Genomic DNA, 20,234 nt, shown 5'->3' on the forward strand with positions numbered 1-20,234 from the left:
CCAAGGGAAAATCCCCGGAACCACATGGTTCCGGGGATTTTCTCGTTCCGGGCTGACAATTCCCTCCCTTGTTCGCAGATCCCCGCGTTCAACGGGGTGTTTTGCGAACAACGCAGGGTTTCGTGCGGCTGCGAGGCCGGAGTCCCTCACTCGCACTCCAGCGCTCACCCTTCGCCCGTCCCGGCCCCCGCCCGGCCGTCCTGACCCTCTTTGCCGAGCTCCGGCGTCGTAATGGCGCGGTTCGCCGTGTCGCAAACGCTTTCCGAAACCAAAAAAGGGCAGGACGGCGCGCAGGGCGGCGTCCCTCATAGGGAATACAGCGCAGGGCGTGTAGCCGGGGCAGGAAACGCCCCGGCAGGGTCTAGCTGGCGGCGTTTTCCAGCCAGTAGCCGTCCTGGTGGTGCACCAGCTGACGGCCGAGGCCGCCGGTGAGCTGGATCCACAGCGTGCTGCGGTCGTCGGTCATGCCGTCCAGGGTTCCGACGATCCTGTTGCCGCGGAGGTCCTGCAGGACAAGTTGCTGGTGGAGCGCGAGCTCGGGCCACACTTCGGTGTGCGGCTTGGGGGACTGAATGGTGCTCACAGGGGTCTCCTTGTTCGCCGTGGTCATGTGTTCCAGACATTCTGCACGGGATTCGTGAACCGGTGGTAAACGTTTGTGCAATCGTTGGACATAAAGCCCGGCTACCGCATAATGTTACCCGCGGGTAACATAGCTGCCATGCATCTGCTCCTGCGCACGCTCCTGCTCCTGTTCACTTCGTCCCGGCGTTCACCGCTCGGCGCGTGGGATACGTCCTCGCTGCCCCTGCGCGTGCTGCCGACGGACATCGACATCGCGATGCATGTCAACAACGGCATGTATTTCTCGCTCATGGACCTGGGCCGTTTTGACCTCATGGTCCGCAGCGGCATCTGGCGCAAGATGCGCCGGCGCGGCTGGACTCCCGTGGCGGCGGGGGAGACCATCTCCTTCCGCAAATCCCTGCAGCTGTGGCAGCAGTACACCATCGAGACCAGGGTCATCGGGCTTGACACCAAGGCCATCTACTTTGAGCAGCGCATGGTGGCGGACGGTGAAATCTATGCCCGCGCCCACATCGCCACGCGGCTGCTCGGCAAGGGCGGTCCCGTCAGTCAGGAGGCTATCATCGCCGAGTTCGGGGCACCGCCGGCTGATCTTGAGCTGCCCGAATGGATCCACGAATGGCGCGAAAACAACGCGCTCCCAGGTGCGCGCCGGCCGGCCCCGCACGTTTGGGCCTAGCTCCCGACATCCCTCCGGTGCGGGGCCGCGGCGGCGTCACGGTCTGGTACTCCGACGGTTCCAGCAGCACCGGCAGCCCATGAGCCGCGCCGGCGGCCGGCCCTCACGAGGGGGCGGCCGCCGTCGTGCGCTTTATTCCCGGTTTACCGGGGAGCGAACATCGCCTTCATCGAAGGGACTTCGGCGGCGCCGTCGCGTACCGTGGAAGCATGGCTACAGTTGACATCACCGGCGAACAGTTCGCATCGACCATCGAGGGCAATGACATTGTCCTGGTGGACTTCTGGGCTGCATGGTGCGGCCCGTGCCGCCAGTTCGCCCCCACGTACGAGGCCTCCTCCGAGAAGCACGCCGACGTTCTCTTCGCGAAGGTGGACACCGAAGCCGAGCAGCAGCTGGCCGCGGAGGCGGGGATCTCCTCGATCCCCACGCTGATGGCCTTCCGCGAAAAGGTCCTCGTGTTCTCCCAGCCCGGCGCACTCAACGGCCCGCAGCTCGAGCAGGTCATCGACGCCGTGAAGGCCCTGGACATGGAAGAAGTCCACGCCCACGTCGCCAAGCAGCGCGCCGAAGCCCAGGAAAAGGCCCAGGAAAACTAGAGCAACAGGCGGTCAGTAATTCGAGATCGCCGAAAAAGCACGAGGTCGCCGGAACGTTCCGGCGACCTCGTTGCGTTTCAGCGGCTTCGCTGTGTTGGGACTGGAAGCTGTGTGGGGATCAGAGGCGCTCGAGCTGTATGGGCTCGGCGAGCAGGGCGCTGAGGGACTCTTCGAGGTCCTGCACGGCGATGCCCCTGGAGTGCTTGTCCAGGTCTTCCTGGGAGGCCCACTGCTCGGTCAGGACCAGCTTCTCCTCCGTGGCTTCGGTGAGCTCATAGCGCAGGCAGCCGGGCTCGTTCACGACCTCTTCGATGGCGATTTCCAGGGCAAGCTTCACGCGGAAGAACTCGCCGTCGTTGGGGATGAACGTGGCTTGCAGGTCGATGGGTGCACTCATGGGAATCACCTTACCGGGGGAGCCGTGGTCCGCTGAAAATGGTTGATAGGACTTCCTAGCAAAAGTCTTCTCATAGGCCCCCGGAATTGGTAGCGTGCCCTCATGCTTTCATACACCGCCGGAGACACTGACGTCTCCTTGCTCGACGAGACCATCGGGGCCAACTTTGAACGCGTCGCGGCGAAGTTTCCCCTCCGGGATGCCCTCATCGAGGCGGCCAGCGTGCCGGGCGGGGACGCCCGCCGCTGGAGCTACGAGAAACTGAACGACGACGTCGACCACCTCGCCCGCGCGCTGCTCGCCCTGGGCGTCGTCAAGGGCGAGCGGATCGGCATCTGGAGTCCCAATTGTGCCGAGTGGACCATCCTGCAGTACGCGACGGCGAAAACCGGCGCCGTGCTGGTCAACGTCAACCCGGCCTACCGCAGCCACGAACTCGAGTTCGTGGTCAAGCAGAACGCCATGCGGACCCTGGTGGTGGCGCCGTCGGACAAGAACAGCGACTACGTGGGCATGGCCCGGCAGGCCCTGGCCAACTGCCCGGAGCTGCGCGAGGTCGTGTTCCTGCCCGGTGATCCGACCGTCGGCCTGACCGCGGGCGTCCCGGAAAGCAGCCCCGAGCTGACGTACGGCGAGCTGCTGACCCACGCGGACGGCGTCGGGCCCTCGGCGCTCAGGGACCGGATGGCGGAACTGGACCGGTACGATCCCATCAACCTGCAGTACACCTCCGGCACCACGGGCTTCCCCAAGGGCGCCACCCTGACGCACCACAACATCCTCAACAACGGCCACCAGATCGGCCGGCTCCTCGGCTACACGGAGCACGACCGCGTGGTGCTGCCGGTGCCGTTCTACCACTGCTTCGGCATGGTCATCGGCAACCTGAATGCCCTCAGTTTCGGCGCCGCCACCATCATCCCCGGCCGCGGCTTCAGCCCCGCTGCCACCCTGGAAGCCGTGCAGGACTTCGGCGGCACCTCGCTGTACGGGGTGCCCACCATGTTCATCGCGGAGCTGGCGCTGCCGGACTTCGCCTCCTACGACCTCTCCACGCTGCGCACCGGCGTGATGGCGGGATCGCTGTGCCCCATCGAGGTCATGCGCCGCGTCATCGACGAGATGAACATGCGGGATGTGGCCATTTGCTACGGCATGACCGAGACCTCGCCGGTGTCCACCATGACCCGGGCAGGCGACACGCTGGAGCAGCGCACCACCACGGTGGGGCGCACCATGCCGCTGCTCGAATCGAAGATCGTGGATCCCGGCACGGACGAGGTGCTGGAACGTGGCGGGATCGGCGAACTGTGCACCCGCGGCTATGCGGTGATGCAGGGCTACTGGGGCCAGCCGGACAAGACGGCCGAGGCCATCGACGCCGAAGGCTGGATGCACACTGGCGACCTCGCCCGCATGGACGGTGACGGCTACGTGGTGATCGAAGGCCGGATCAAGGACCTGGTGATCCGCGGCGGCGAGAACATCTACCCGCGCGAGATCGAGGAGTTCCTGTACCAGCACCCCGCCATCCAGGACGTGCAGGTGATCGGCGTCCCGGACGCCAAGTACGGCGAAGAGCTTATGGCCTGCATCATCCTCAAGCCCGGCGTTGAACCCCTGGACCTGGCCGGGCTGCAGGAGTTCTGCCGCGGCAGGCTGGCCCACTACAAGATCCCGCGCTACCTAGACGTCCGCGAGAGCTTCCCCATGACCGTCTCCGGCAAGGTCCGCAAAGTGGACATGCGCCAAGAAGCGGTAGCCCGCCTGGGCCTGTGAGCGGCGGCGCCCCTTGGATCTGGGCTCAGCTGTCCGGGGTCACCCCAAGCTGCGCCATGATGCCGGCAACATCGTAGTAGCGGCGTTCCTCCGTGACTTCCCCATCAGCATTGAACGTCGAGAAGACGGCCGCGTTGTTGATGAAGGACTTTCCGGTGGCGGGAATCTCGCCGCCGGGCGATGCCAACGGTCCCTGGTGCGTTCCGCGCAGGGTGTACTCGGCTGCGAACGTCCCGCTGTCTTGGAACAGGGGCCCCACGGTGACACTGACATCCGGGAAGGCCCGCAGGAGTTCCACCATGTCCTGCTCAACGGCGTCCCGCCCCTTCAGCGGCTGCGGGTAAAGCGGGTCGTGGACCACCGCGTCCTCGGCGTACGTTGCGGCAAAGGCCTTCGCATCATGAGAGTTAAGGGCCTCTATTGACTTGGCAATTGCGTCTGCGCTCATCGTTTGCTCCTTGATTGGTCCTGTGGTCCGCTGTTCGGGATAATTCCAGACTGCCCGGCTCCAGGTCCGGGCGGATCGGTCAACTGACCCATTTTTGGCCTGTTGCCGGCGGCGCCCATCAGGCGGATCTGGTGCGCCCGCGCCCTTGGTTCCGTCCCTAGGGAACGGCAGTGTGAAGTGCTCTAATTGAAGCGTGACGCTGGAGGAAGTGACAGCGAGAGGCTACGCGGCACTGGAAGCGGGGCGGTGGGCGGATGCGCGCGCCGCCTTTGAGGAGGTCCTCCGGGGCACCGGATCGCCGGGCGCGCTCGCAGGCTTGGGCGACGCCCTCTTTTTCCTCGGTGAGCTCAGTGAAAGCGTCCACTGCCGTGAGCGCGCCTACGCTGCCAGCCGCCGCGCGGGCAATGTTCCCGAGGCCATCGATTCCGCCGTGTGGCTGTGCCTCGTCTACGGAATGTCCCTCGGCAACGAGGCGGCGGCGCGGGGCTGGCTGGCTCGTGCGGAGAGCATGGCCGGGCCGGACGACGGACTGGCTCGGGCCTGGGTGGATTACTGTGCGGCGCTGCTGGCCACTGATGCCCGTCGCTGCCGCGAGCTGATCGAACGTGCGCTGGCCACGTCGCATGAGTTGGGCGACCCGGACCTGGCAGTCTGTGCGCTTGCTGAGCGCGGAGTGGTCCTCGTCAAGGGTGGACAGGTCCAGGCGGGGCTTCGCTGCGTGGATGAGGCGATGGCCCGCGCCCTGGGTGGCGACGGAACGACGTTCTACACGGTGGTCATGGCGAGCTGCTCGATGCTGACGGTCTGCGACCTGCTCAGCGACCTCGGGCGGGCTACCCAGTGGTCGCTGGCTGCAGAGGACTACATGAGGGCCTACGGCTGCCCATACCTTTACGCTCAGTGCCGCATGGTCCACGGGCGGGTGCTCCTGCTGACGGGTCATTGGGGCGAAGCCGAGGACGAGCTGCTGCATGCGGCGGCGAGTACGAAGGATGTCTTCCCCGGGATGTACCACAGGGCTATCGCGAGCCTCGCCGAGCTCCGTGTGCGCCAAGGACACTTCGACGAGGCCAGGGCCTTGCTCGAGAGGGTCGGCGCTCCGGTCGAGACCAGCTTGGTGGCGGCGGGCCTGGCCCTCGGAAGCAACGAACCGGTGGCGGCCGTGGCCCTGGCAGAGCGCTGGCTTCGTTCGGGGAATGACGGTACCGGCGACGTCGTTCCTACATTGCACGCTGGCGGGCACCGGACCTCTCTGGAAACAGCGGGTGCACGCGGCCTGCTGGTGGAGGCTCAGCTGGCAGCAGGCAATCCTGCCGCTGCTGCAGTTGCCGCCGAGCACCTTGGCGACCTTGACGCCCGCGGCGGGGGAGTGCGCCTGGTGTCCGCGCATGCCGCCCTGGCCAGAGGCCGGGTTGCAGCTGCCGAGGGCCGGCTGGAGCCTGCCATGGGTTACTTTGAGGACGCCCTCAGATGGTTCGGGCACTTGGAACTTCCGCTGGAAACCGCGCGCACGCGGCTGGAGCTTGCGCGTGTTTTGGCCCAGGACCAGCCCTCGCTGGCTATCTCTGAAGCCCGTGCAGTTCTTTCAGGGCTGGACAGGCTGGGGGCGTCCCACGATGCCGATAAGGCAGCGGCACTATTGCGTTCGTGGGGCGCCGGAGGCCGGTCCGTTCCCCGCGAGGCCGGTGTCCTTACCCGGCGCGAGCAGGAAATCCTGGGGCTGCTGGTTCAGGGATACTCAAATCATGAAATTGCCCGGCGGCTGTTCATCAGCCACAAGACGGTGGCCCACCACGTGAGTAGCGTGCTGGAGAAGCTGGGCGTCCGCAACCGTGCTGAAGCCGCAGCGTACGCTGCCCGCCTGGGCTCTAGCTGATGTTGCGGTTGATCGCCCGGACGCCCACTACGAGCCCGACGGCGGCGCTCACTACTGCTGCGGTGAGCCCGAGCAGCGTGTCCGTCCCAATGCTGCCGGCGAACAGTTCGCGCTCGGCGTTGACCAGATAAGTCAGGGGATTGAACCAGTTGGCCACCTTCATCCAGTCCGGTCCGGCTTCGATTGGCAGCGACGAGTTCGCCCGGGGCGGTCCGCAAGTGACCCCGCGTCGCTTGGCTCAGTGACGGCGGTGGTCCTGGATGGTCATGCGGGGGCCGAAGGCGGGTTTGCGGAAACCGCTGAGGCCGATCATGCGGACCACCCGCTGCCGGTGCCCGCGCCATGGCTCCAGCAAGGCGAGCATGCCGGCGTCGTCGGTCTTGCGCCCCGTCAGGGCGTAGCCCACGTACGCGGCCAGGTGGTAGTCGCCCACCGACACGGAATCCGGGCAGCCATGGGTCCGCTGCACCACCTCGGCGGCCGTCCAGATCCCGATCCCGGGGATCGTCTGCAGCTTGGCGCCCGCTGCGGCCGAGTCCAGCGAGGCCAGGCGTTCAAGCGCGACGGCGGAGCGCAGCGCCCGCATGACGGTCGCCGAACGCTGGGGACCGACTCCCGCCTTGTGCCACTCCCAGGACGGGATGGCCAGCCACTGGGCCGGGGTGGGCGCAACGAGGAGCCCGGGCGGCGTGTGGGCCCCGGGGGCCGGCGTGCCGTAGCCGTGCATGAGGTAGCGGTAGCCGCGGCGTGCCTCGATGGTGGTGACCTTCTGCTCCAGGATGGTCGGCACCAGGGAGTCGACCACCCTGCCGGTGGAAGGCAGCCGCACGGCGGGGTTCCGGCGTCGGGCCTCGGTGACCAGGCGGGGGAGGCTGCCGTGGAAGGCCGGCTCGTCGAAAGCCGACCAGTCGTCGTCGGCGCCCAGCAGGCGCGGTACGCCGGCCACGGCCGGGCCGGCGCCGGGACCCCAAGCCTGGGCATCGACGTGCGTCTCAGTGCCGGTTCCGGCCGTGGTGAGCCGCAGCGTTGCCGGGCCTTCCGGCGTCGTGAACGCCATCCACAAGCCATCCGGCCGGGCAGCAAAGGAGGGATCGCCGTTGCCGCGCATCAGGATGCCGAGGCTCTGCAGAAGATTGAACGGACCGCCCGCATGCCAGCGGACGGCTGCGTCGGCCGCGGCCGCTGCAGCCGTCGGGGCGTCGGCGATCGTCATACATTCATGGTCCCATGCACAGGCGGCAACGCAGCGTCCGGAGCCCCTTACGCGAGGCAAGCCCCGGGGCTAGAATCCGTGTGTGGCGCGGGCGTCCGCGCCTTCCCGTAGCAACCCAGGAGAACGAAATGGCCGGAATTGTGCACTTCGAGATCCCCGCGGACGATCAAGAGCGGGCAAGGAACTTTTACACGGCAGCGTTTGATTGGCAGATCAACGCCATGCCGGAGCTGAACTACAACATCCTGATCACAACCCCGAGTGACGAACAGACAGGGATGCCGAATGATCCCGGGGCCATCAACGGCGGGATGATGGCCAGGGAAGGAGAACTCACTACTCCCATCATCACGGTGGACGTGGAGGACATCGACGCAGCACTCGCGCAGATTGAGTCGCTGGGCGGATCCGTGGTCAAGCCCAAGGACACCGTTCCGGGCATGGGCTTCTACGCGTACTTCAAGGACACCGAGGGCAACATCCTGGGGCTGTGGCAGAACACACCCTCCGGAGTTCCCGCAGACTAGGCCTCTCCCGTGGGCTGTGCGAGCCAGCGCCTACAGCCCGCGGGTTCCGGGACCGAGTGAGCGATGCCCATCCCGGGCCTTGTTTCCGATTCCGGGGCCTGTAGCTGCGGTACGCCAAACAAGCCCGGGAATAGGGTAGCCTCAAAGCGCACCGCTGGCCGGTTCCGGCGGTCCCACGCGGTAACTTTGTACCTATGAAGTACGCCCAGTCCGTATTGGACCTCATCGGCAACACGCCCCTCATCAAGCTCAACCACGTCACGGAAGGCATCAAAGCCACCGTCCTGGTCAAGCTGGAGTACATCAACCCCGGCGGATCCATCAAGGACCGCATCGCGGTGAAGATGATCGAGGAGGCCGAACGGGACGGCAAGCTCCTGCCGGGCGGCACCATCGTGGAGCCGACCTCCGGCAACACCGGCGTGGGCCTGGCGCTCGTGGCCCAGCAAAAGGGCTACAAGTGCATCTTCGTGGTGCCGGACAAGGTGGGCGAGGACAAGCGTGCGGTCCTTCAGGCCTACGGGGCCGAGGTGGTGGTGACCCCCACCGCCGTCGCCCCGGACAGCCCGCAGAGCTACTACAGCGTCTCGGACCGGCTCGTCGCCGAGATTCCGGGCGCCTACAAGCCGGACCAGTTCTCCAATCCGGCGGCCCCGGGCAGCCACTACGAGTCCACGGGCCCGGAAATCTGGCGTGACACGGACGGCACGGTCACCCATGTGGTGATCGGCGCCGGCACCGGCGGCACCATCACCGGCACCGGCCGCTACCTCAAGGGCATCTCCGCAGACCGCCCCGAGGCCGACGGCGGCCGCGTCAAGGTGATCGGCGCCGACCCCGAGGGTTCGGTCTACTCGGGCGGCACCGGCCGCCCGTACTTCGTGGAGGGCGTCGGCGAGGACATGTGGCCGGCAAACTACGACAAGACCGTGCCGGACGACGTCATCGCCGTGAGCGACGCCGATTCCTTCTCCATGACCCGGCGCCTGGCCCGCGAGGAAGGCCTCCTGGTGGGCGGCTCCTCCGGCATGGCCGTGGTGGCTGCCTTGAAGACCGCGCGCGATCTGCCGGAGAGCGCCGTCGTGGTCGTGATCCTCCCGGACTCCGGCCGCGGCTACCTGGCCAAGATCTTCAACGACCAGTGGATGCGTTCCTACGGCTTCCTCTCCGGCGGCGAGGAGCAGTCCGTGGGCGAGGTGCTCAAGTCCAAGACCGGCGAAATGCCGGCCCTGGTGCACATCCACCCCAACGAAACGGTCCGCGACGTCATCAACATCATGAACGAGTTCGGCGTCTCGCACATCCCGGTGCTCTCGCAGGAACCGCCCGTCGTGATGGGCGAGGTCCTGGGCGCCGTGGACGAGCGGACCCTCACCGCCCGCCTCTTCCGCGGCGAGGCGAAGCTCACGGACAAGATCTCCCAGCACATGGGGGAGCGGCTGCCGGTGATCGGCTCGCTCGAGACCATCTCCGCCGCACGCGAGCTGCTCTCCGACGTCGACACCGTGATGGTGACGTTCGTCGGCGCCCCCGTGGGCATCCTGACCCGCCACGACCTTCTCGCCTACCTGAGCCACTGAACTGAGCCACTGAAATAGGAGCCTCCATGCCTGCCAACAACAACGCCGGCTTCAACACGCGCGCCGTCCACGCCGGACAGGCCTTCGAGCCCCGCACGGGTGCGGTGGTCCCGCCGCTGCACTTCAGCTCCACCTATGCCCAGGACGGCATCGGCAATCTGCGCGACGGCTACGAGTACGGCCGCGGCGGCAACCCCACCCGCGACGCCCTGCAGGAACAGCTGGCGGCCCTCGAGGGCGGCACCCACGCCTACAGCTTCAGCTCCGGCCTCGCCGCGGAAGACTCCCTCATCCGGGCCATCGCCCGCCCGGGGGACCACATCGTCCTCGGAAACGACGCCTACGGCGGCACCTACCGGCTCATCAACCGCGTCCTGGGCGGCTGGGGCATCGGCAACAGCCCCGTGGACATGTCCGACCTCGACGCCGTGGCCGCTGCCGTGGCGGCGAACAAGACGCGCATCGTGTGGGTGGAGACCCCCTCCAACCCGATGATGAAGATCACCGACATCGCGGCCCTCGCCGCGGTGGCGCACGACGCCGGTGCCCTCCTGGTGGTCGACAACACCTTCGCGTCCCCCTACCTGCAGACCCCGCTCGCCCTGGGTGCCGACGTCGTGGTCCACTCCACCACCAAGTACATCGGCGGCCACTCCGACGTTGTGGGCGGCGCCATCGTGGTCAAGGACGCGGAACTGGCCGAAAAGATCGGCTTCGTCCAGTTCGCCGTCGGCGCCGTCTCCGGCCCGATGGATGCCTTCCTCACCACTCGCGGCCTCAAGACCCTCGGCGTGCGCATGGACCGGCACAGCGAGAACGGCCAGGCCGTGGCCGAATGGCTGCTGCAGCGCCCCGAGGTGGAGGCCGTGCTGTACCCGGGCCTGCCGTCCCACCCCGGCCACGAGCTCGCCAAGAAGCAGATGAAGAAGTTCGGCGGCATGGTCTCCGTGCAGTTCAGGGGCGGCGAGGCGGCGGCCCGCACCGTCGCGGAAAACACCTCGGTGTTCACGCTGGCGGAGTCCCTGGGCGGCATCGAGTCCCTCATGAACTACCCCTCCGAAATGACGCACGCCTCCGTCAAGGGCACCGAGCTGGCCGTCCCGGTCAACCTCATCCGGCTCTCCTGCGGCATCGAGGAAGCCGAGGACCTGATCGCGGACCTCGAGCAGGCCTTCACCAAGATCAACAGCTAGGAAGCAGTGACTTCACCCACCCCTCCGGCGGCACCACCCCTGCCATCGTCGGCACTTCCTTCCTCACCCCTGCGCGGCTGGCTCGCCACGGCGGCAGGCGCCCTCGCCGTCGTCGTTGCCCTCTGGGTCCTGTACTCCGCGTACATCCCGCTCATGAACGACTTCGAGGTCTACTACTACGGCGGCACCCGTGTGCTGCAGACCGGGGAAACAGGTGCCGGCGAGCTGTACGCTCCGCGCGACGGCCTGCCGTTCACGTATCCGCCGTTTGCGGCGCTGCTGTTCGCCGGGCTGGCCATGTCCAGTTTCGGCGCCAGCAGCCTGGTCTTCATCATGACGGCGCTTGCCGGGGCTGCCGTGGTGGCGGCCTGGCTGGCGCGGCACTACTTCGCCCTGACAAGCTGGCGGGCGGCCTTTGCGGACTACCGTTTCCGGACCACCGCCCTGGCGGGAACGGCGGCGATCCTGCTGCTGGGCCCGTGGCGCGACACCTTCGACTTCGGGCAGATCAACATCATCCTGATGGGGGTGATCCTGGCCGACTTCGCCCTGTACGGGAAGGCCCGGGCGGGGGAGATCCGCTGGCCGGCGGGCCTGCTGATCGGCCTGGCCGCCGGGATAAAGCTCACGCCGCTGGCCTTTGGCCTGTACTTCCTGGTGCGGCGCGACTTCAAGGCCCTGGGCTGGATGGCGGCAGGTTTCTTCGGCTCCATCGCCGTGTCCTGGGCCATCCTGCCGCAGGCCTCGCTCATGTTCTGGACCAAGATCCTGCCGGACACCGGACGGATCGGCGGCCCCGCCTACATGGACAACCTCTCCGTCAAGGGGCTGCTGCTGCACCTCGGCATGCCCGACTCCGGCTTCACCAGCGTGCTCTGGCTGGTGCTGTCCCTGGCGCTGGCGGTCCTCGCGGCGCTGGTGATCAAGTGGGCGCTGGCTGCCGACGAGAACTTCGTGGCCGTATCCGCCACCGCCGTGCTCATGCTGCTGATCAGCCCGGTGTCCTGGTCCCACCACTGGGTGTGGATCGCCGTCGCCCTGCCGAGCATGGCCTTCGCGATGCACCGGGTGCCCTCGCGCAACGGCAGGATGCGGCTGGCCGGCTGGATTGTGGTGGCCGTCTCCGCCGTCGCGTTCTACCTGACGCCCAAGTACCTGTCCGTATGGGCCGGCGCGGCCGAGTGGGGCAAGGATCCGCAGACGCAGTGGCAGCTGGCGGCCTCCAGCCTGGGCGTGGTCTGCGGCATCGCCCTATTGACCTACTGGGCGCTCGCCTACCGTCCGTCCCGGGCGGGGATCACCCCGGAGCCAGTGGGTACCACGGCGTCCTCCTGATCCCGGCGCCCGCGTCCGTGAGGCTGGCGCCTTCGGGCATGGCTTTCTTGAAGATAGTCAGCTAGTGTCGTGCCATGCCTTTGCGATCCGACTGGTCCGCGCGGACCTGCAGCCTGGCCCGGGGCCTCGATGTCCTGGGCGACCCTTGGGGGAGCCTGGTGCTCCGGGAGGTCTTCTTCGGCAACGGCCGCTTCGACGCCATCAAGAAACGCCTTGAGGTGGCGGACAACGTCCTCAGCAAGCGCCTCGGCTGGCTGCTCGACGCCGGGCTGCTGGCCCAGCGCCCCTATGTCGATGGCGGCCGCACCCGCCAGGAGTACGTCCTCACGCCCAAGGGCGAGGACTCACTCCCGGTCCTGAATGCGATCATCATCTGGGCCGAGAAGCACCTCGACGCCCCCAGCGACATCGCCCACATGCGCGTCATCCACTCGGACTGCGGCCTGCCGACGTCCTCCGCGGACACCTGCAGCCACTGCGGCACCCAGCTGACCGCGGCCAACACCAGCTGGCACAGCCTCAAGCGCAGCGACCATCCCCTGCCGCTCGCCGTCGCGCCTTCCCCCGTATCCGCTTACGCTGTGTCCACCCGCACAGCACCCACCCAGGCCGCACCGGCCGCCGAAACGGAGCCCGCCTCATGACCGCCCCCGATGTCACCGAGCTGCCCACCGGCAAGCCCCCGCGCCGCCGCCTGCACCCCGCCTGGATCGTTGCCGCCGTCGCGTTCCTCGCCCTCGTCGGGGCCGCCGGCTTCCGCGCCGCCCCGGGCGTGCTCATGGTCCCGCTCCAGCAGGAATTCGGCTGGTCCACTACCGTGCTCTCGCTGGCCGTCAGCATCAACCTGGTGCTGTTCGGCCTGACCGCGCCCTTCGCCGCGGCCCTCATGGACCGCTTCGGCATCCGCACCGTCACGGCCGTGGCCCTGTGCCTGATCGGCCTGGGCTCGGCGCTGACGGTGTTCGTGAACCAGTCCTGGCAGATCCTGCTCACCTGGGGGCTGCTGATCGGCCTGGGTACGGGCTCCATGGCCCTGGTGTTCGCGGCCACCATCGCCAACACCTGGTTCTCCAAAAGCCGCGGCCTGGTCATTGGCATCCTGACCTCGGGCAGCGCGGCCGGGCAGCTCGTCTTCCTGCCCTTCATCGCCGCCCTGGCCCAGAACCCGGGCTGGCGCGGCGCCTCCCTGCTCATCGCGGCGGGCGCGCTCGCCGTGGCCCCGCTGGTGCTGCGCTGGCTGCGGAACTCACCTGCCGACGTCGGCGTCCGGGCCTACGGTGCCGAAACGACCGCCGGGGATGAAGGAACGCCGACGGCGGAACCCATCAAAGCCGATTCCACGAACGCTGCCGTCCGCGCATTGCAGGTGCTCAAGCGCGCCAGCAAGGTGCGTACCTTCTGGGCGCTGGCGGCGGGCTTCGCGATCTGTGGGGCCACCACCAATGGGCTGATCGGCACCCACTTCATCCCCTCCGCGCACGACCACGGCATGCCCGAAACCACGGCGGCGGGCCTGCTGGCCGTCGTCGGGATCTTCGACATCCTGGGCACCATCGCCTCCGGCTGGCTGACCGACCGCTTCAACCCCAAGATCCTGCTGGCCGTCTACTACCAGTTCCGCGGCATCGGCCTGCTGGTGCTGCCGCTGCTGCTCGGCTCCACGGTGGAACCGAGCATGATCATCTTCGTGGTGGTCTACGGCCTGGACTGGGTGGCCACCGTGCCCCCGACGGCGGCCATCTGCCGCAAGGTGTTCGGCGCCGACGGCTCCGTGGTGTTCGGCTGGGTGTTCGCCGCGCACCAGCTGGGAGCGGCCGCCGCAGCCCTGGCCGCCGGCTACATCCGCGATGCCACCGGCCACTACACCTACGCCTGGATCGGCGCCGCCGCCATGTGCACCGTGGCTGCCGTCATCAGCGCCACCATCCGCAAGGACGCCGGGAAGAAGGAGCCGGTGCCGGTGGTTGCCTGACGCCCACCGCCGGGCTCAGCGGAACGCGGCCACTCCCGTGATGTGCTGGCCCAGGATCAGCGTGTGGACCTCGTCGGTGCCCTCGTAGGTCCGCACCGACTCCAGGTTGCTGGCGTGCCGCAGGGGCGAGTAGTCCAGGGTGATGCCGTTGCCGCCCAGGATGGTGCGGGCCTCGCGGGCGACCTTGAGGGCCTCGCGGACGTTGTTCAGCTTGCCCACGGAGATCTGCTGGGGCTGCAGGTGGCCGGCGTCCTTGAGCCGGCCCAGGTGCAGGGCCAGCAGGGTGCCCTTCTGGATTTCCAGGAGCATGTTCACCAGCTTCTCCTGGGTCAGCTGGTAGCCGGCCAGCGGCTTGCCGAACTGCAGACGCGTCCCGGCGTAGTCCAGGGCGGCCTCGTAGGAATCGCGGGCGGCCCCCATGGCGCCCCAGGCGATGCCGTACCGCGCCTCGTTCAGGCAGGAAAACAGGCCGCGGAGCCCCTGCGCACCCGGGAGGAGAGCCTCCGCTCCCAGCACCACGCCGTCGAACACTACATCGCACTGGACCGAGGCGCGCAGGGAGAGCTTCGGCTCGATCGGCGTGGCGGTGACGCCCGGTGTGCCGGCGGGGACCAGGAAGCCGCGGATGCCGTCCTCGGTGTTCGCCCACACCACCATGACATCGGCGATCGAGGCCAGCCCGATCCAGCGCTTGGCGCCGTCCAGGACCCAGCCCGCGTCCTCGCCTGAACCGTCGCGGCGCGCAAAAGTGGTCATCGACGACGGGTCCGAACCCGCCGTCGGCTCCGTCAGCGCGAAGCAGCCGATCAGCTCTCCGGCGGCCATCCGCGGCAGCCACTGTTCCTTCTGCGCTTCCGAACCCCATTTGTGGATGGCGGTCATGGCCAGCGAGCCCTGCACCGAGACGAAAGTGCGGATGCCGGAATCGCCGGCCTCCAGTTCCATGGCGGCCAGGCCGTATTCGACGGCGGAGCGGCCCGGGCAGCCGTAGCCCTCCAGGTGCATGCCGAGCACGCCGAGTTCGCCGAGCTCCGGCACGATCTCGCGCGGGAAGACGGCGTCCTCATACCAGCGGGCGATGTTCGGGCGGATCCGCTGTTGGGTGAAGTCGCTGACCTTTTCGCGGAGGGCGAGTTCCTCCTCACTCAGGAGGGAATCGAGGGCAAGGACATCGGAGGGATTCGTCGTTGAATGGCTCATGCCAGCATCCTACGGCGGCCAGCTGTCATTGCCGTTTAAGTAGTATGTATTCGGGGGCCGGACCGTTCCCCGCTGCAACATTCGAATATTGGGGGATACGGAATGGCACTGCCTGACGTCGATTTACGCGCCACGGCGGATGCCGCGGCACCACGCACGGCCACATCAAAAACCGCTGCGGTTCTCCGCTGGCTGCCCTTGGCCGCCGTCGCGTGGCCGCTGTGGGTGCTGCTTGCCGATTGGGGAAAGCAGGGGCTCGACTTCAGCGTGTACTGGTTCGGGGGGAGCATCCTGAACGACGCCGGTGCCTCGCCGTCGGATCTCTATGGCCCCAGCGTTGACTGGGCCGGCGGACCGAACCTCCCGTTCACGTACCCGCCTTTTGCGGCGCTCATCTTCGGCCTGCTGGCCCGTTTGCCCCTGCCCGTGGCCCTGATGCTGTTCAATGTGGCCGGAGTCGCGGTGGCGGCCTGGGTCGCGGTCACCATAGTGCGGTACTGGGAATCGAAGTCAAGCCTGCGCAGTTCCCTGGCATCGGCCCGGAACTGCTGGATCGCTGCCGCGCTGTTCCTGGCTGCACTGTTCCTGGGGCCCTGGCGCGAGACGTTGGCATTCGGCCAGATCAACATCCTGCTGATGGGCCTGATGGCCGCCGATTTGCTGGCACGCAGTCCGCGCTGGCGGCGGGGCATCCCCGGCAGCGGCTTCCTGGTGGGCGTTGCCGCCGGGATCAAGCTGACGCCCCTGGTCTTTGGCCTGTACTTCCTGATGCGCAAGGACTGGCGCGGGCTCGCGAACATGTCCATCGGCTTCGCCGGAACCGTGCTGCTGGGCTGGCTGCTGCGGCCGGCCGAATCGTTCCAGTTCTGGCTGGAGATCCTGCCGGACACCTCCCGGATCGGCGGCGCCGGGTACGTTGACAACCTGTCGATCAAGGGTGCGCTGCTGCATTTCGGCGTTCCGCAGGATGCCGTGACTCTTCCGTGGCTGGCACTGAGCCTCGCCGTCGTGGTCCTCGCCGCGGTCCTGATCCGTGCGGCGAGCGCCCAGGGCGCACGCGTGGTGGCGATGTCGGCGGCGGCGCTGGCCATGCTGCTCATCAGCCCGGTCTCCTGGTCCCACCACTGGGTGTGGATGGCTGCCGTGCTGCCGGCGTTCGCCTGGACGCTGCGGGAAACGCCGCGCCGCTACCGGGCCGGCAGGCTCGCCATGGCGGCGGTCCTGGCCTTGTCCACGGTGGTGTTCTTCTTTTCGCCCAAGACCATCGGCCTCGCATTGGGTGCCGCCGATCTGGACGTCCAGACGCCGGGGCTGTGGATCATGGCCTCCAGCGCCGGCGTGTTCTGTGCCGTGGCGATCATGGTGTGCTGGCTGATTGCCCTGCGGCGGGGTGCACTGCCCGCCCCTGTGTGAAGTAGCCGCGCGTTGCTGGGGCGAAGCGGCACACCACGGCCAGGACCACGCCCAGGGCCAGTAGCACCACGCCGCTCACAAACGCGCCGCCGATGCCCAGGATCTGGGTGTCGCCGTATCCCGGGTCCCACATCTGCACGGCGGAGATGAAGAATGCCGCCGTCAGCAGCACGGCCCCCAGGAGCGGCAGGATGCCGCGGAACCAGAGGTTGCGCGCGGACTCACGCAGGGTGCCGCGGAAGTACCAGGCGCAGGCGTAGCCGGTGAGGGCGTAGTAGAAGGCGATGAACAGGCTGATGGCGCTGATGGAATCGGACAGCAGGTTCTCGCTGAGGAAGCTCATGGCCACGTAGTAGGCCACGGCCGCCGCGCCCATGACCTGGGTGGAGAAGCCGGGGGTCTGGTAGCGCTCGTGGACCTTGCCGAAACGGGCCGGCAGGGCGCCGTGCACGCCCATGGAGAGCGTGCCGCGGGCGGTGGGCAGGATGGTGGTCTGCGTGGAGGACAACACGGAGGCCAGGACGGCCACCACGATCAGCCAGCCCCAGGGGCCCAGGACCACGTCCTTCATGGCCAGGAACACGTCGTCCTGGTTCGCCTCGTTGCCCAGGCCGATCCCTTCGCTGCCCACGTTGGCGTACATCATCACCAGCAGCGCGACGGAAACATAGATGGCCACCAGCACGAAGGCCGAGATCACGGCGCCGCGGCCGGGGGTCTTTGCCGGGTTTTCCGTTTCCTCGTTGAGGGCCAGGCAGGTGTCCCAGCCCCAGTAGATGAACAGGGCCAGGAGCACGCCGTGCACCACGGCGCCCGGATCGGCGAAGGCCCCCGCAGGGTTGAACCATTCGAAGGCGAAGGCCTGGCCGCCCGCCGCCCCGCCCGTGGCGATGGCCCCGATGACCGCCACGGCGAAGATGCCCAGCGAAATGTACTGGATGTAGGTCAGGGTGCGCTGCACGTGCTCGCCGAGGCGGATGCCGCGGTGGTTGACATATGTCATGAAGGCGATGAACACGACGCCGGTGGCCGTCACCAGCCATTTGTTCCCGGCGAGGGATCCGTCGCCGATCAGCAGCCAGAGGTACTGCCCGGCCACCTGGGCCAGGTTGGCGAGGACCACGATGCCGGCCAGCGCCACGCCCCAGCCGCCCAGCCAGCCCGCCCACGGGCCGAAGGCCCGCCGCGCCCACGTGAAGGTGGTGCCGCAGTCCGGCATGGCGCTGTTGAGCTCGCGGAACGCGTAGGCGATGAAGAGCACGGGGATGAATCCCAGCAGCAGGATCAGCGGCGTGTAGTTGCCGTTGACCGCCACGATCAGCCCCAGGGTGGCGGCCAGCGAGTAGACCGGCGCCGTGGACGCCAGACCCAGCATGACGGAGTCGCCAAGGTCCAGGATGCCCGCGTGCAGGCCCTTGGAGGGGACCGTGCCGGGGCCGCCTGCCGGCGTCGACGTTTCTGTGCTCATGGTGTTTCAGTGCTCATAGTGCGGCTCCGTTGTTGGCGGCAGTGGGGGCGGCGCTGTGCGGCGCCGGTGCGTCGATGGTGTTGGGCACGAAGCGGCAGAAGTAGTCCGTGACGGGGCCGTCCGATTCCCGGATGCCGCAGCCCACGGACTCGCCGTCCACCACCCACAGTCCCAGGACCGGCCGGTTGCCGTCGAAGTCCGGGAGCGCGTGGAACTGCTGGTAGCACCAGCCCTCGCGGCCGTAGTCGCCGGGCTGCTCGATCTCGATGCCGGGGGCGTGGATGCGGATGTTGTCGCCTTCGCGCCCGTGCAGCGGCTTGGCCACCCATTCCTTGAGCGGCCCGGGGTTGTCCAGGTACGCCGGCAGCAGGTTCTCGTGGCCGGGGTACAGGTGCCACAGGGCGGCCAGCAGGGCCTTGTTGGAGAGCAGCATCTTCCAGGCCGGCTCCACCCAGCGCGGGTTGTGGGCTCGCTCCAGCAGCCGGTGCCCGAACGGCTCCTTCATCATCAGCTCCCAGGGGTACAGCTTGAACATGGTGCTGATCATGAAGTTGTCCAGGTCCACGAAACGGTTCAGGTTCGGGTCCCAGCCGATGTCCGACATGTTGATGCCGATGGTGGTCCAGCCGCCCTGGCTGGCGACGTCCCGCATGTAGGCGGCGGTCATCCAGTCCTCGCCGGATTCCTCCGCTTCGGAGTGCGCGATGTGCAGGGTGCTCATGCCGGTCCGGTACTGCAGCTTCTTCCACTGCCGGATCAGGGCCTCGTGGATGCCGTTCCACTGGTCTTTCTCCGGGAAGACGTCCTGCAGCCAGAACCATTGCGCCACCGACGCCTCGATGAGCCCCGTGGGGGTGTCCGCGTTGTATTCGAGCATCTTGGCCGGGCCGCCGCGGCCGTCATAGATGAAGTCGAAGCGGCCGTAGATGTCCGGGTCGCCGGCCTGCAGCGATTCGGCGGCGAGCTCAAGGGCCTGGGGGCCGATGCCGATCCCGCCCATGGCACCGGAGGCCAGGAACTTGGCGGCCTCCAGGCACATGAGGTGCATGTCCTCGGCGGTCTTCTCGAGGGTTTCCACCTCGTCCATGGTGAATTCGTAGTAGGCGGACTCGTGCCAGTACTCGATCTTCTTGCCGTCCGGCATGGTGGTGGTGGAAAAGACCAGGCCCTGTTCCTCGATCTTCTGCTTCCAGTCCGGGCGCGGCACGGAGGGGTATCGCTGCACGCCTAGCCTCCCGAGCTCTTGCCGCTGCCGCCGCTTCCGCCGCTGGTTCCGCTCTTGGAGCTGGTGCCGAAGCCGCCGCGGCTCACGGTCCCGCCCTTGGTGCTGTACCCGGCGGAGGTCTTGGCCCCCGGCGGCACCGAGGTGGTGTAGCTGGGGTAGCCGGAACGGTTCTGTCCCACGGCAGGCACGCTGGCGCCCCGGGAGTAGAAGTACCAGGCATAGATGGCGGAGCCGCGGCCTTCCGAGCTGCCGCAGTTGGTGTCCTCCACGCGCTCGCCGGTTTCGTCGTTGAAACAGACCTGGGCGTAGTCGGCCTCTGCCTCGCTGCTGGCCACGACGGCGGTGATGGTGCCGGCCAGCAGGGCGGTGACGCCGAGGCCGACGACGACGGTGCGCCGCTGCGAGCGCTTCTTACGCGCCGCCGCCTGGGCTGCCTCGTGCTCGCGCTCCTTGGCGAACGGATCCACAGTGTGGAGGGGCCCGCCCGCCTGGCCCTGCCGGAGGAGTTCGGGGCGCAGTTCGGGCTTGGGGACCTGCCAGGGCGGGGGCTTGGGAAGGTCCCGGGGCTCCACGGGCTCCCCGGGCTCTTCCGGGCCCGGCGTTGCCGCGCCGCCGGGATCGTGGCTCGCGTTCATCTGCGTCCCCCTGACTGACCGTGATGAGCCGGCCCGGCCCGCTGCCGGACCGGAATCCTGAAGCAAGCCTAGTCCCTGGGGCCGACACCCGGCACCGGCCGCCGGAC

Annotated in this window: 20 protein-coding genes; 11 read left to right on the forward strand and 9 right to left on the reverse strand. The window is 67.9% G+C overall.

Annotated features, from left to right (window positions below; genetic code table 11):
* Positions 1-361: 361 nt before the first annotated feature.
* On the reverse strand, positions 362-583 hold the full coding sequence (locus tag J1902_RS16830) for a hypothetical protein (RefSeq protein WP_207617467.1): 222 nt from the start codon (positions 581-583) through the stop codon (positions 362-364).
* A gap of 138 nt (positions 584-721) precedes the next feature.
* On the opposite strand from J1902_RS16830, the gene J1902_RS16835 reads away from it, so the two are divergent.
* Together J1902_RS16835 and J1902_RS16840 are read left to right on the forward strand one after the other, a co-directional pair.
* Entirely contained in the window at positions 722-1,267 is a 546-nt protein-coding gene (locus tag J1902_RS16835; protein ID WP_207617468.1) for an acyl-CoA thioesterase, read from the forward strand.
* A gap of 209 nt (positions 1,268-1,476) precedes the next feature.
* Positions 1,477-1,866: a thioredoxin family protein gene (locus J1902_RS16840; protein WP_207617469.1), complete on the forward strand. Its 390-nt coding sequence runs from the start codon at positions 1,477-1,479 to the stop codon at positions 1,864-1,866.
* 118 nt (positions 1,867-1,984) lie between these two features.
* Here J1902_RS16840 and J1902_RS16845 read toward each other — a convergent pair whose 3' ends face one another.
* Entirely contained in the window at positions 1,985-2,263 is a 279-nt protein-coding gene (locus J1902_RS16845) for a putative quinol monooxygenase (protein ID WP_207617470.1), read from the reverse strand.
* 102 nt (positions 2,264-2,365) lie between these two features.
* Between J1902_RS16845 and J1902_RS16850 the strand changes: the two genes are divergently transcribed.
* Positions 2,366-4,042 carry an AMP-binding protein gene (locus tag J1902_RS16850; RefSeq protein ID WP_207617471.1) on the forward strand — a complete coding sequence of 559 codons (1,677 nt, stop codon included), beginning with the start codon at positions 2,366-2,368 and terminating at the stop codon, positions 4,040-4,042.
* A gap of 25 nt (positions 4,043-4,067) precedes the next feature.
* On the opposite strand, the gene J1902_RS16855 is transcribed toward J1902_RS16850, so the two are convergent.
* The gene (locus J1902_RS16855) at positions 4,068-4,490 is read right to left on the reverse strand and encodes an ester cyclase (RefSeq protein WP_207617472.1); all 423 of its coding nucleotides are present in this window, start codon (positions 4,488-4,490) and stop codon (positions 4,068-4,070) included.
* Between the two features lie 193 nt (positions 4,491-4,683).
* Here J1902_RS16855 and J1902_RS19735 point away from each other — a divergent pair, with 193 nt between their 5' ends.
* Positions 4,684-6,366 carry a LuxR C-terminal-related transcriptional regulator gene (locus tag J1902_RS19735; RefSeq protein WP_307794481.1) on the forward strand — a complete coding sequence of 561 codons (1,683 nt, stop codon included), beginning with the start codon at positions 4,684-4,686 and terminating at the stop codon, positions 6,364-6,366.
* Here the strand turns inward: J1902_RS19735 and J1902_RS16865 are convergent.
* Together J1902_RS16865 and J1902_RS16870 are read right to left on the reverse strand one after the other, a co-directional pair.
* Positions 6,359-6,529: a hypothetical protein gene (locus J1902_RS16865; RefSeq protein WP_242702142.1), complete on the reverse strand. Its 171-nt coding sequence runs from the start codon at positions 6,527-6,529 to the stop codon at positions 6,359-6,361. The genes J1902_RS19735 and J1902_RS16865 overlap by 8 nt on opposite strands.
* Positions 6,530-6,604: 75 nt before the next feature.
* A complete protein-coding gene (locus J1902_RS16870; protein WP_207617473.1) occupies positions 6,605-7,579 on the reverse strand; it encodes a DNA-3-methyladenine glycosylase family protein in 975 nt (324 codons plus the stop codon).
* Positions 7,580-7,707: 128 nt separating this feature from the next.
* On the opposite strand from J1902_RS16870, the gene J1902_RS16875 reads away from it, so the two are divergent.
* From J1902_RS16875 to J1902_RS16900, 6 genes are all read left to right on the forward strand, one after another.
* Entirely contained in the window at positions 7,708-8,106 is a 399-nt protein-coding gene (locus J1902_RS16875) for a VOC family protein (protein ID WP_207617474.1), read from the forward strand.
* A gap of 194 nt (positions 8,107-8,300) precedes the next feature.
* Positions 8,301-9,686, forward strand: a complete 1,386-nt coding sequence (locus tag J1902_RS16880) for a cystathionine beta-synthase (RefSeq protein ID WP_207617475.1) — start codon at positions 8,301-8,303, stop codon at positions 9,684-9,686.
* Between the two features lie 26 nt (positions 9,687-9,712).
* Positions 9,713-10,879, forward strand: coding sequence for a cystathionine gamma-synthase (locus J1902_RS16885; protein WP_207617476.1), 1,167 nt, complete (start codon positions 9,713-9,715; stop codon positions 10,877-10,879).
* 6 nt (positions 10,880-10,885) lie between these two features.
* Positions 10,886-12,214 (forward strand): glycosyltransferase 87 family protein, encoded by a 1,329-nt coding sequence (locus J1902_RS16890; RefSeq protein WP_307794482.1) that lies wholly within the window; start codon positions 10,886-10,888, stop codon positions 12,212-12,214.
* A gap of 74 nt (positions 12,215-12,288) precedes the next feature.
* On the forward strand, positions 12,289-12,858 hold the full coding sequence (locus J1902_RS16895) for a winged helix-turn-helix transcriptional regulator (protein ID WP_207617477.1): 570 nt from the start codon (positions 12,289-12,291) through the stop codon (positions 12,856-12,858).
* Entirely contained in the window at positions 12,855-14,186 is a 1,332-nt protein-coding gene (locus J1902_RS16900) for an MFS transporter (RefSeq protein ID WP_207617478.1), read from the forward strand. Before J1902_RS16895 ends, J1902_RS16900 begins: the two co-directional genes overlap by 4 nt.
* A 15-nt stretch (positions 14,187-14,201) precedes the next feature.
* Here the strand turns inward: J1902_RS16900 and J1902_RS16905 are convergent, their stop codons facing one another.
* A complete protein-coding gene (locus J1902_RS16905) occupies positions 14,202-15,386 on the reverse strand; it encodes an acyl-CoA dehydrogenase family protein (protein ID WP_207617479.1) in 1,185 nt (394 codons plus the stop codon).
* Positions 15,387-15,488: 102 nt separating this feature from the next.
* On the opposite strand from J1902_RS16905, the gene J1902_RS16910 reads away from it, so the two are divergent.
* Complete coding sequence (locus J1902_RS16910) at positions 15,489-16,799, forward strand: glycosyltransferase 87 family protein (RefSeq protein WP_207617480.1); 1,311 nt, start codon at positions 15,489-15,491, stop codon at positions 16,797-16,799.
* On the opposite strand, the gene J1902_RS16915 is transcribed toward J1902_RS16910, so the two are convergent.
* From J1902_RS16915 to J1902_RS16925, 3 genes are read right to left on the reverse strand one after another with little or no spacing between them, the layout of a single operon-like run.
* Positions 16,744-18,267, reverse strand: a complete 1,524-nt coding sequence (locus J1902_RS16915; protein ID WP_207617481.1) for an APC family permease — start codon at positions 18,265-18,267, stop codon at positions 16,744-16,746. The two genes, J1902_RS16910 and J1902_RS16915, sit on opposite strands and share 56 nt — an antisense overlap.
* Positions 18,268-18,280: 13 nt before the next feature.
* Positions 18,281-19,492 carry a glutathionylspermidine synthase family protein gene (locus J1902_RS16920; protein WP_207617482.1) on the reverse strand — a complete coding sequence of 404 codons (1,212 nt, stop codon included), beginning with the start codon at positions 19,490-19,492 and terminating at the stop codon, positions 18,281-18,283.
* Positions 19,493-19,494: 2 nt separating this feature from the next.
* The gene (locus J1902_RS16925; RefSeq protein WP_242702143.1) at positions 19,495-20,127 is read right to left on the reverse strand and encodes a Tat pathway signal protein; all 633 of its coding nucleotides are present in this window, start codon (positions 20,125-20,127) and stop codon (positions 19,495-19,497) included.
* Positions 20,128-20,234: the final 107 nt, after the last annotated feature.

This window comes from Arthrobacter cavernae, from assembly GCF_017368795.1.
GTDB lineage: Bacteria > Actinomycetota > Actinomycetes > Actinomycetales > Micrococcaceae > Arthrobacter > Arthrobacter cavernae.

What these genes read in the sequence shown, in the direction of transcription:
- J1902_RS16835 (WP_207617468.1), top strand. Translation starts at nt 722, where the DNA reads ATGCATCTGCTCCTGCGCACGCTCCTGCTCCTGTTCACTTCGTCCCGG.
- J1902_RS16840 (WP_207617469.1), top strand. Translation starts at nt 1,477, where the DNA reads ATGGCTACAGTTGACATCACCGGCGAACAGTTCGCATCGACCATCGAG.
- J1902_RS16845 (WP_207617470.1), bottom strand. Translation starts at nt 2,263, where the DNA reads ATGAGTGCACCCATCGACCTGCAAGCCACGTTCATCCCCAACGACGGC.
- J1902_RS16850 (WP_207617471.1), top strand. Translation starts at nt 2,366, where the DNA reads ATGCTTTCATACACCGCCGGAGACACTGACGTCTCCTTGCTCGACGAG.
- J1902_RS16855 (WP_207617472.1), bottom strand. Translation starts at nt 4,490, where the DNA reads ATGAGCGCAGACGCAATTGCCAAGTCAATAGAGGCCCTTAACTCTCAT.
- J1902_RS16865 (WP_242702142.1), bottom strand. Translation starts at nt 6,529, where the DNA reads ATGAAGGTGGCCAACTGGTTCAATCCCCTGACTTATCTGGTCAACGCC.
- J1902_RS16870 (WP_207617473.1), bottom strand. Translation starts at nt 7,579, where the DNA reads ATGACGATCGCCGACGCCCCGACGGCTGCAGCGGCCGCGGCCGACGCA.
- J1902_RS16875 (WP_207617474.1), top strand. Translation starts at nt 7,708, where the DNA reads ATGGCCGGAATTGTGCACTTCGAGATCCCCGCGGACGATCAAGAGCGG.
- J1902_RS16880 (WP_207617475.1), top strand. Translation starts at nt 8,301, where the DNA reads ATGAAGTACGCCCAGTCCGTATTGGACCTCATCGGCAACACGCCCCTC.
- J1902_RS16885 (WP_207617476.1), top strand. Translation starts at nt 9,713, where the DNA reads ATGCCTGCCAACAACAACGCCGGCTTCAACACGCGCGCCGTCCACGCC.
- J1902_RS16895 (WP_207617477.1), top strand. Translation starts at nt 12,289, where the DNA reads ATGCCTTTGCGATCCGACTGGTCCGCGCGGACCTGCAGCCTGGCCCGG.
- J1902_RS16900 (WP_207617478.1), top strand. Translation starts at nt 12,855, where the DNA reads ATGACCGCCCCCGATGTCACCGAGCTGCCCACCGGCAAGCCCCCGCGC.
- J1902_RS16905 (WP_207617479.1), bottom strand. Translation starts at nt 15,386, where the DNA reads ATGAGCCATTCAACGACGAATCCCTCCGATGTCCTTGCCCTCGATTCC.
- J1902_RS16910 (WP_207617480.1), top strand. Translation starts at nt 15,489, where the DNA reads ATGGCACTGCCTGACGTCGATTTACGCGCCACGGCGGATGCCGCGGCA.
- J1902_RS16915 (WP_207617481.1), bottom strand. Translation starts at nt 18,267, where the DNA reads ATGAGCACAGAAACGTCGACGCCGGCAGGCGGCCCCGGCACGGTCCCC.
- J1902_RS16925 (WP_242702143.1), bottom strand. Translation starts at nt 20,127, where the DNA reads ATGAACGCGAGCCACGATCCCGGCGGCGCGGCAACGCCGGGCCCGGAA.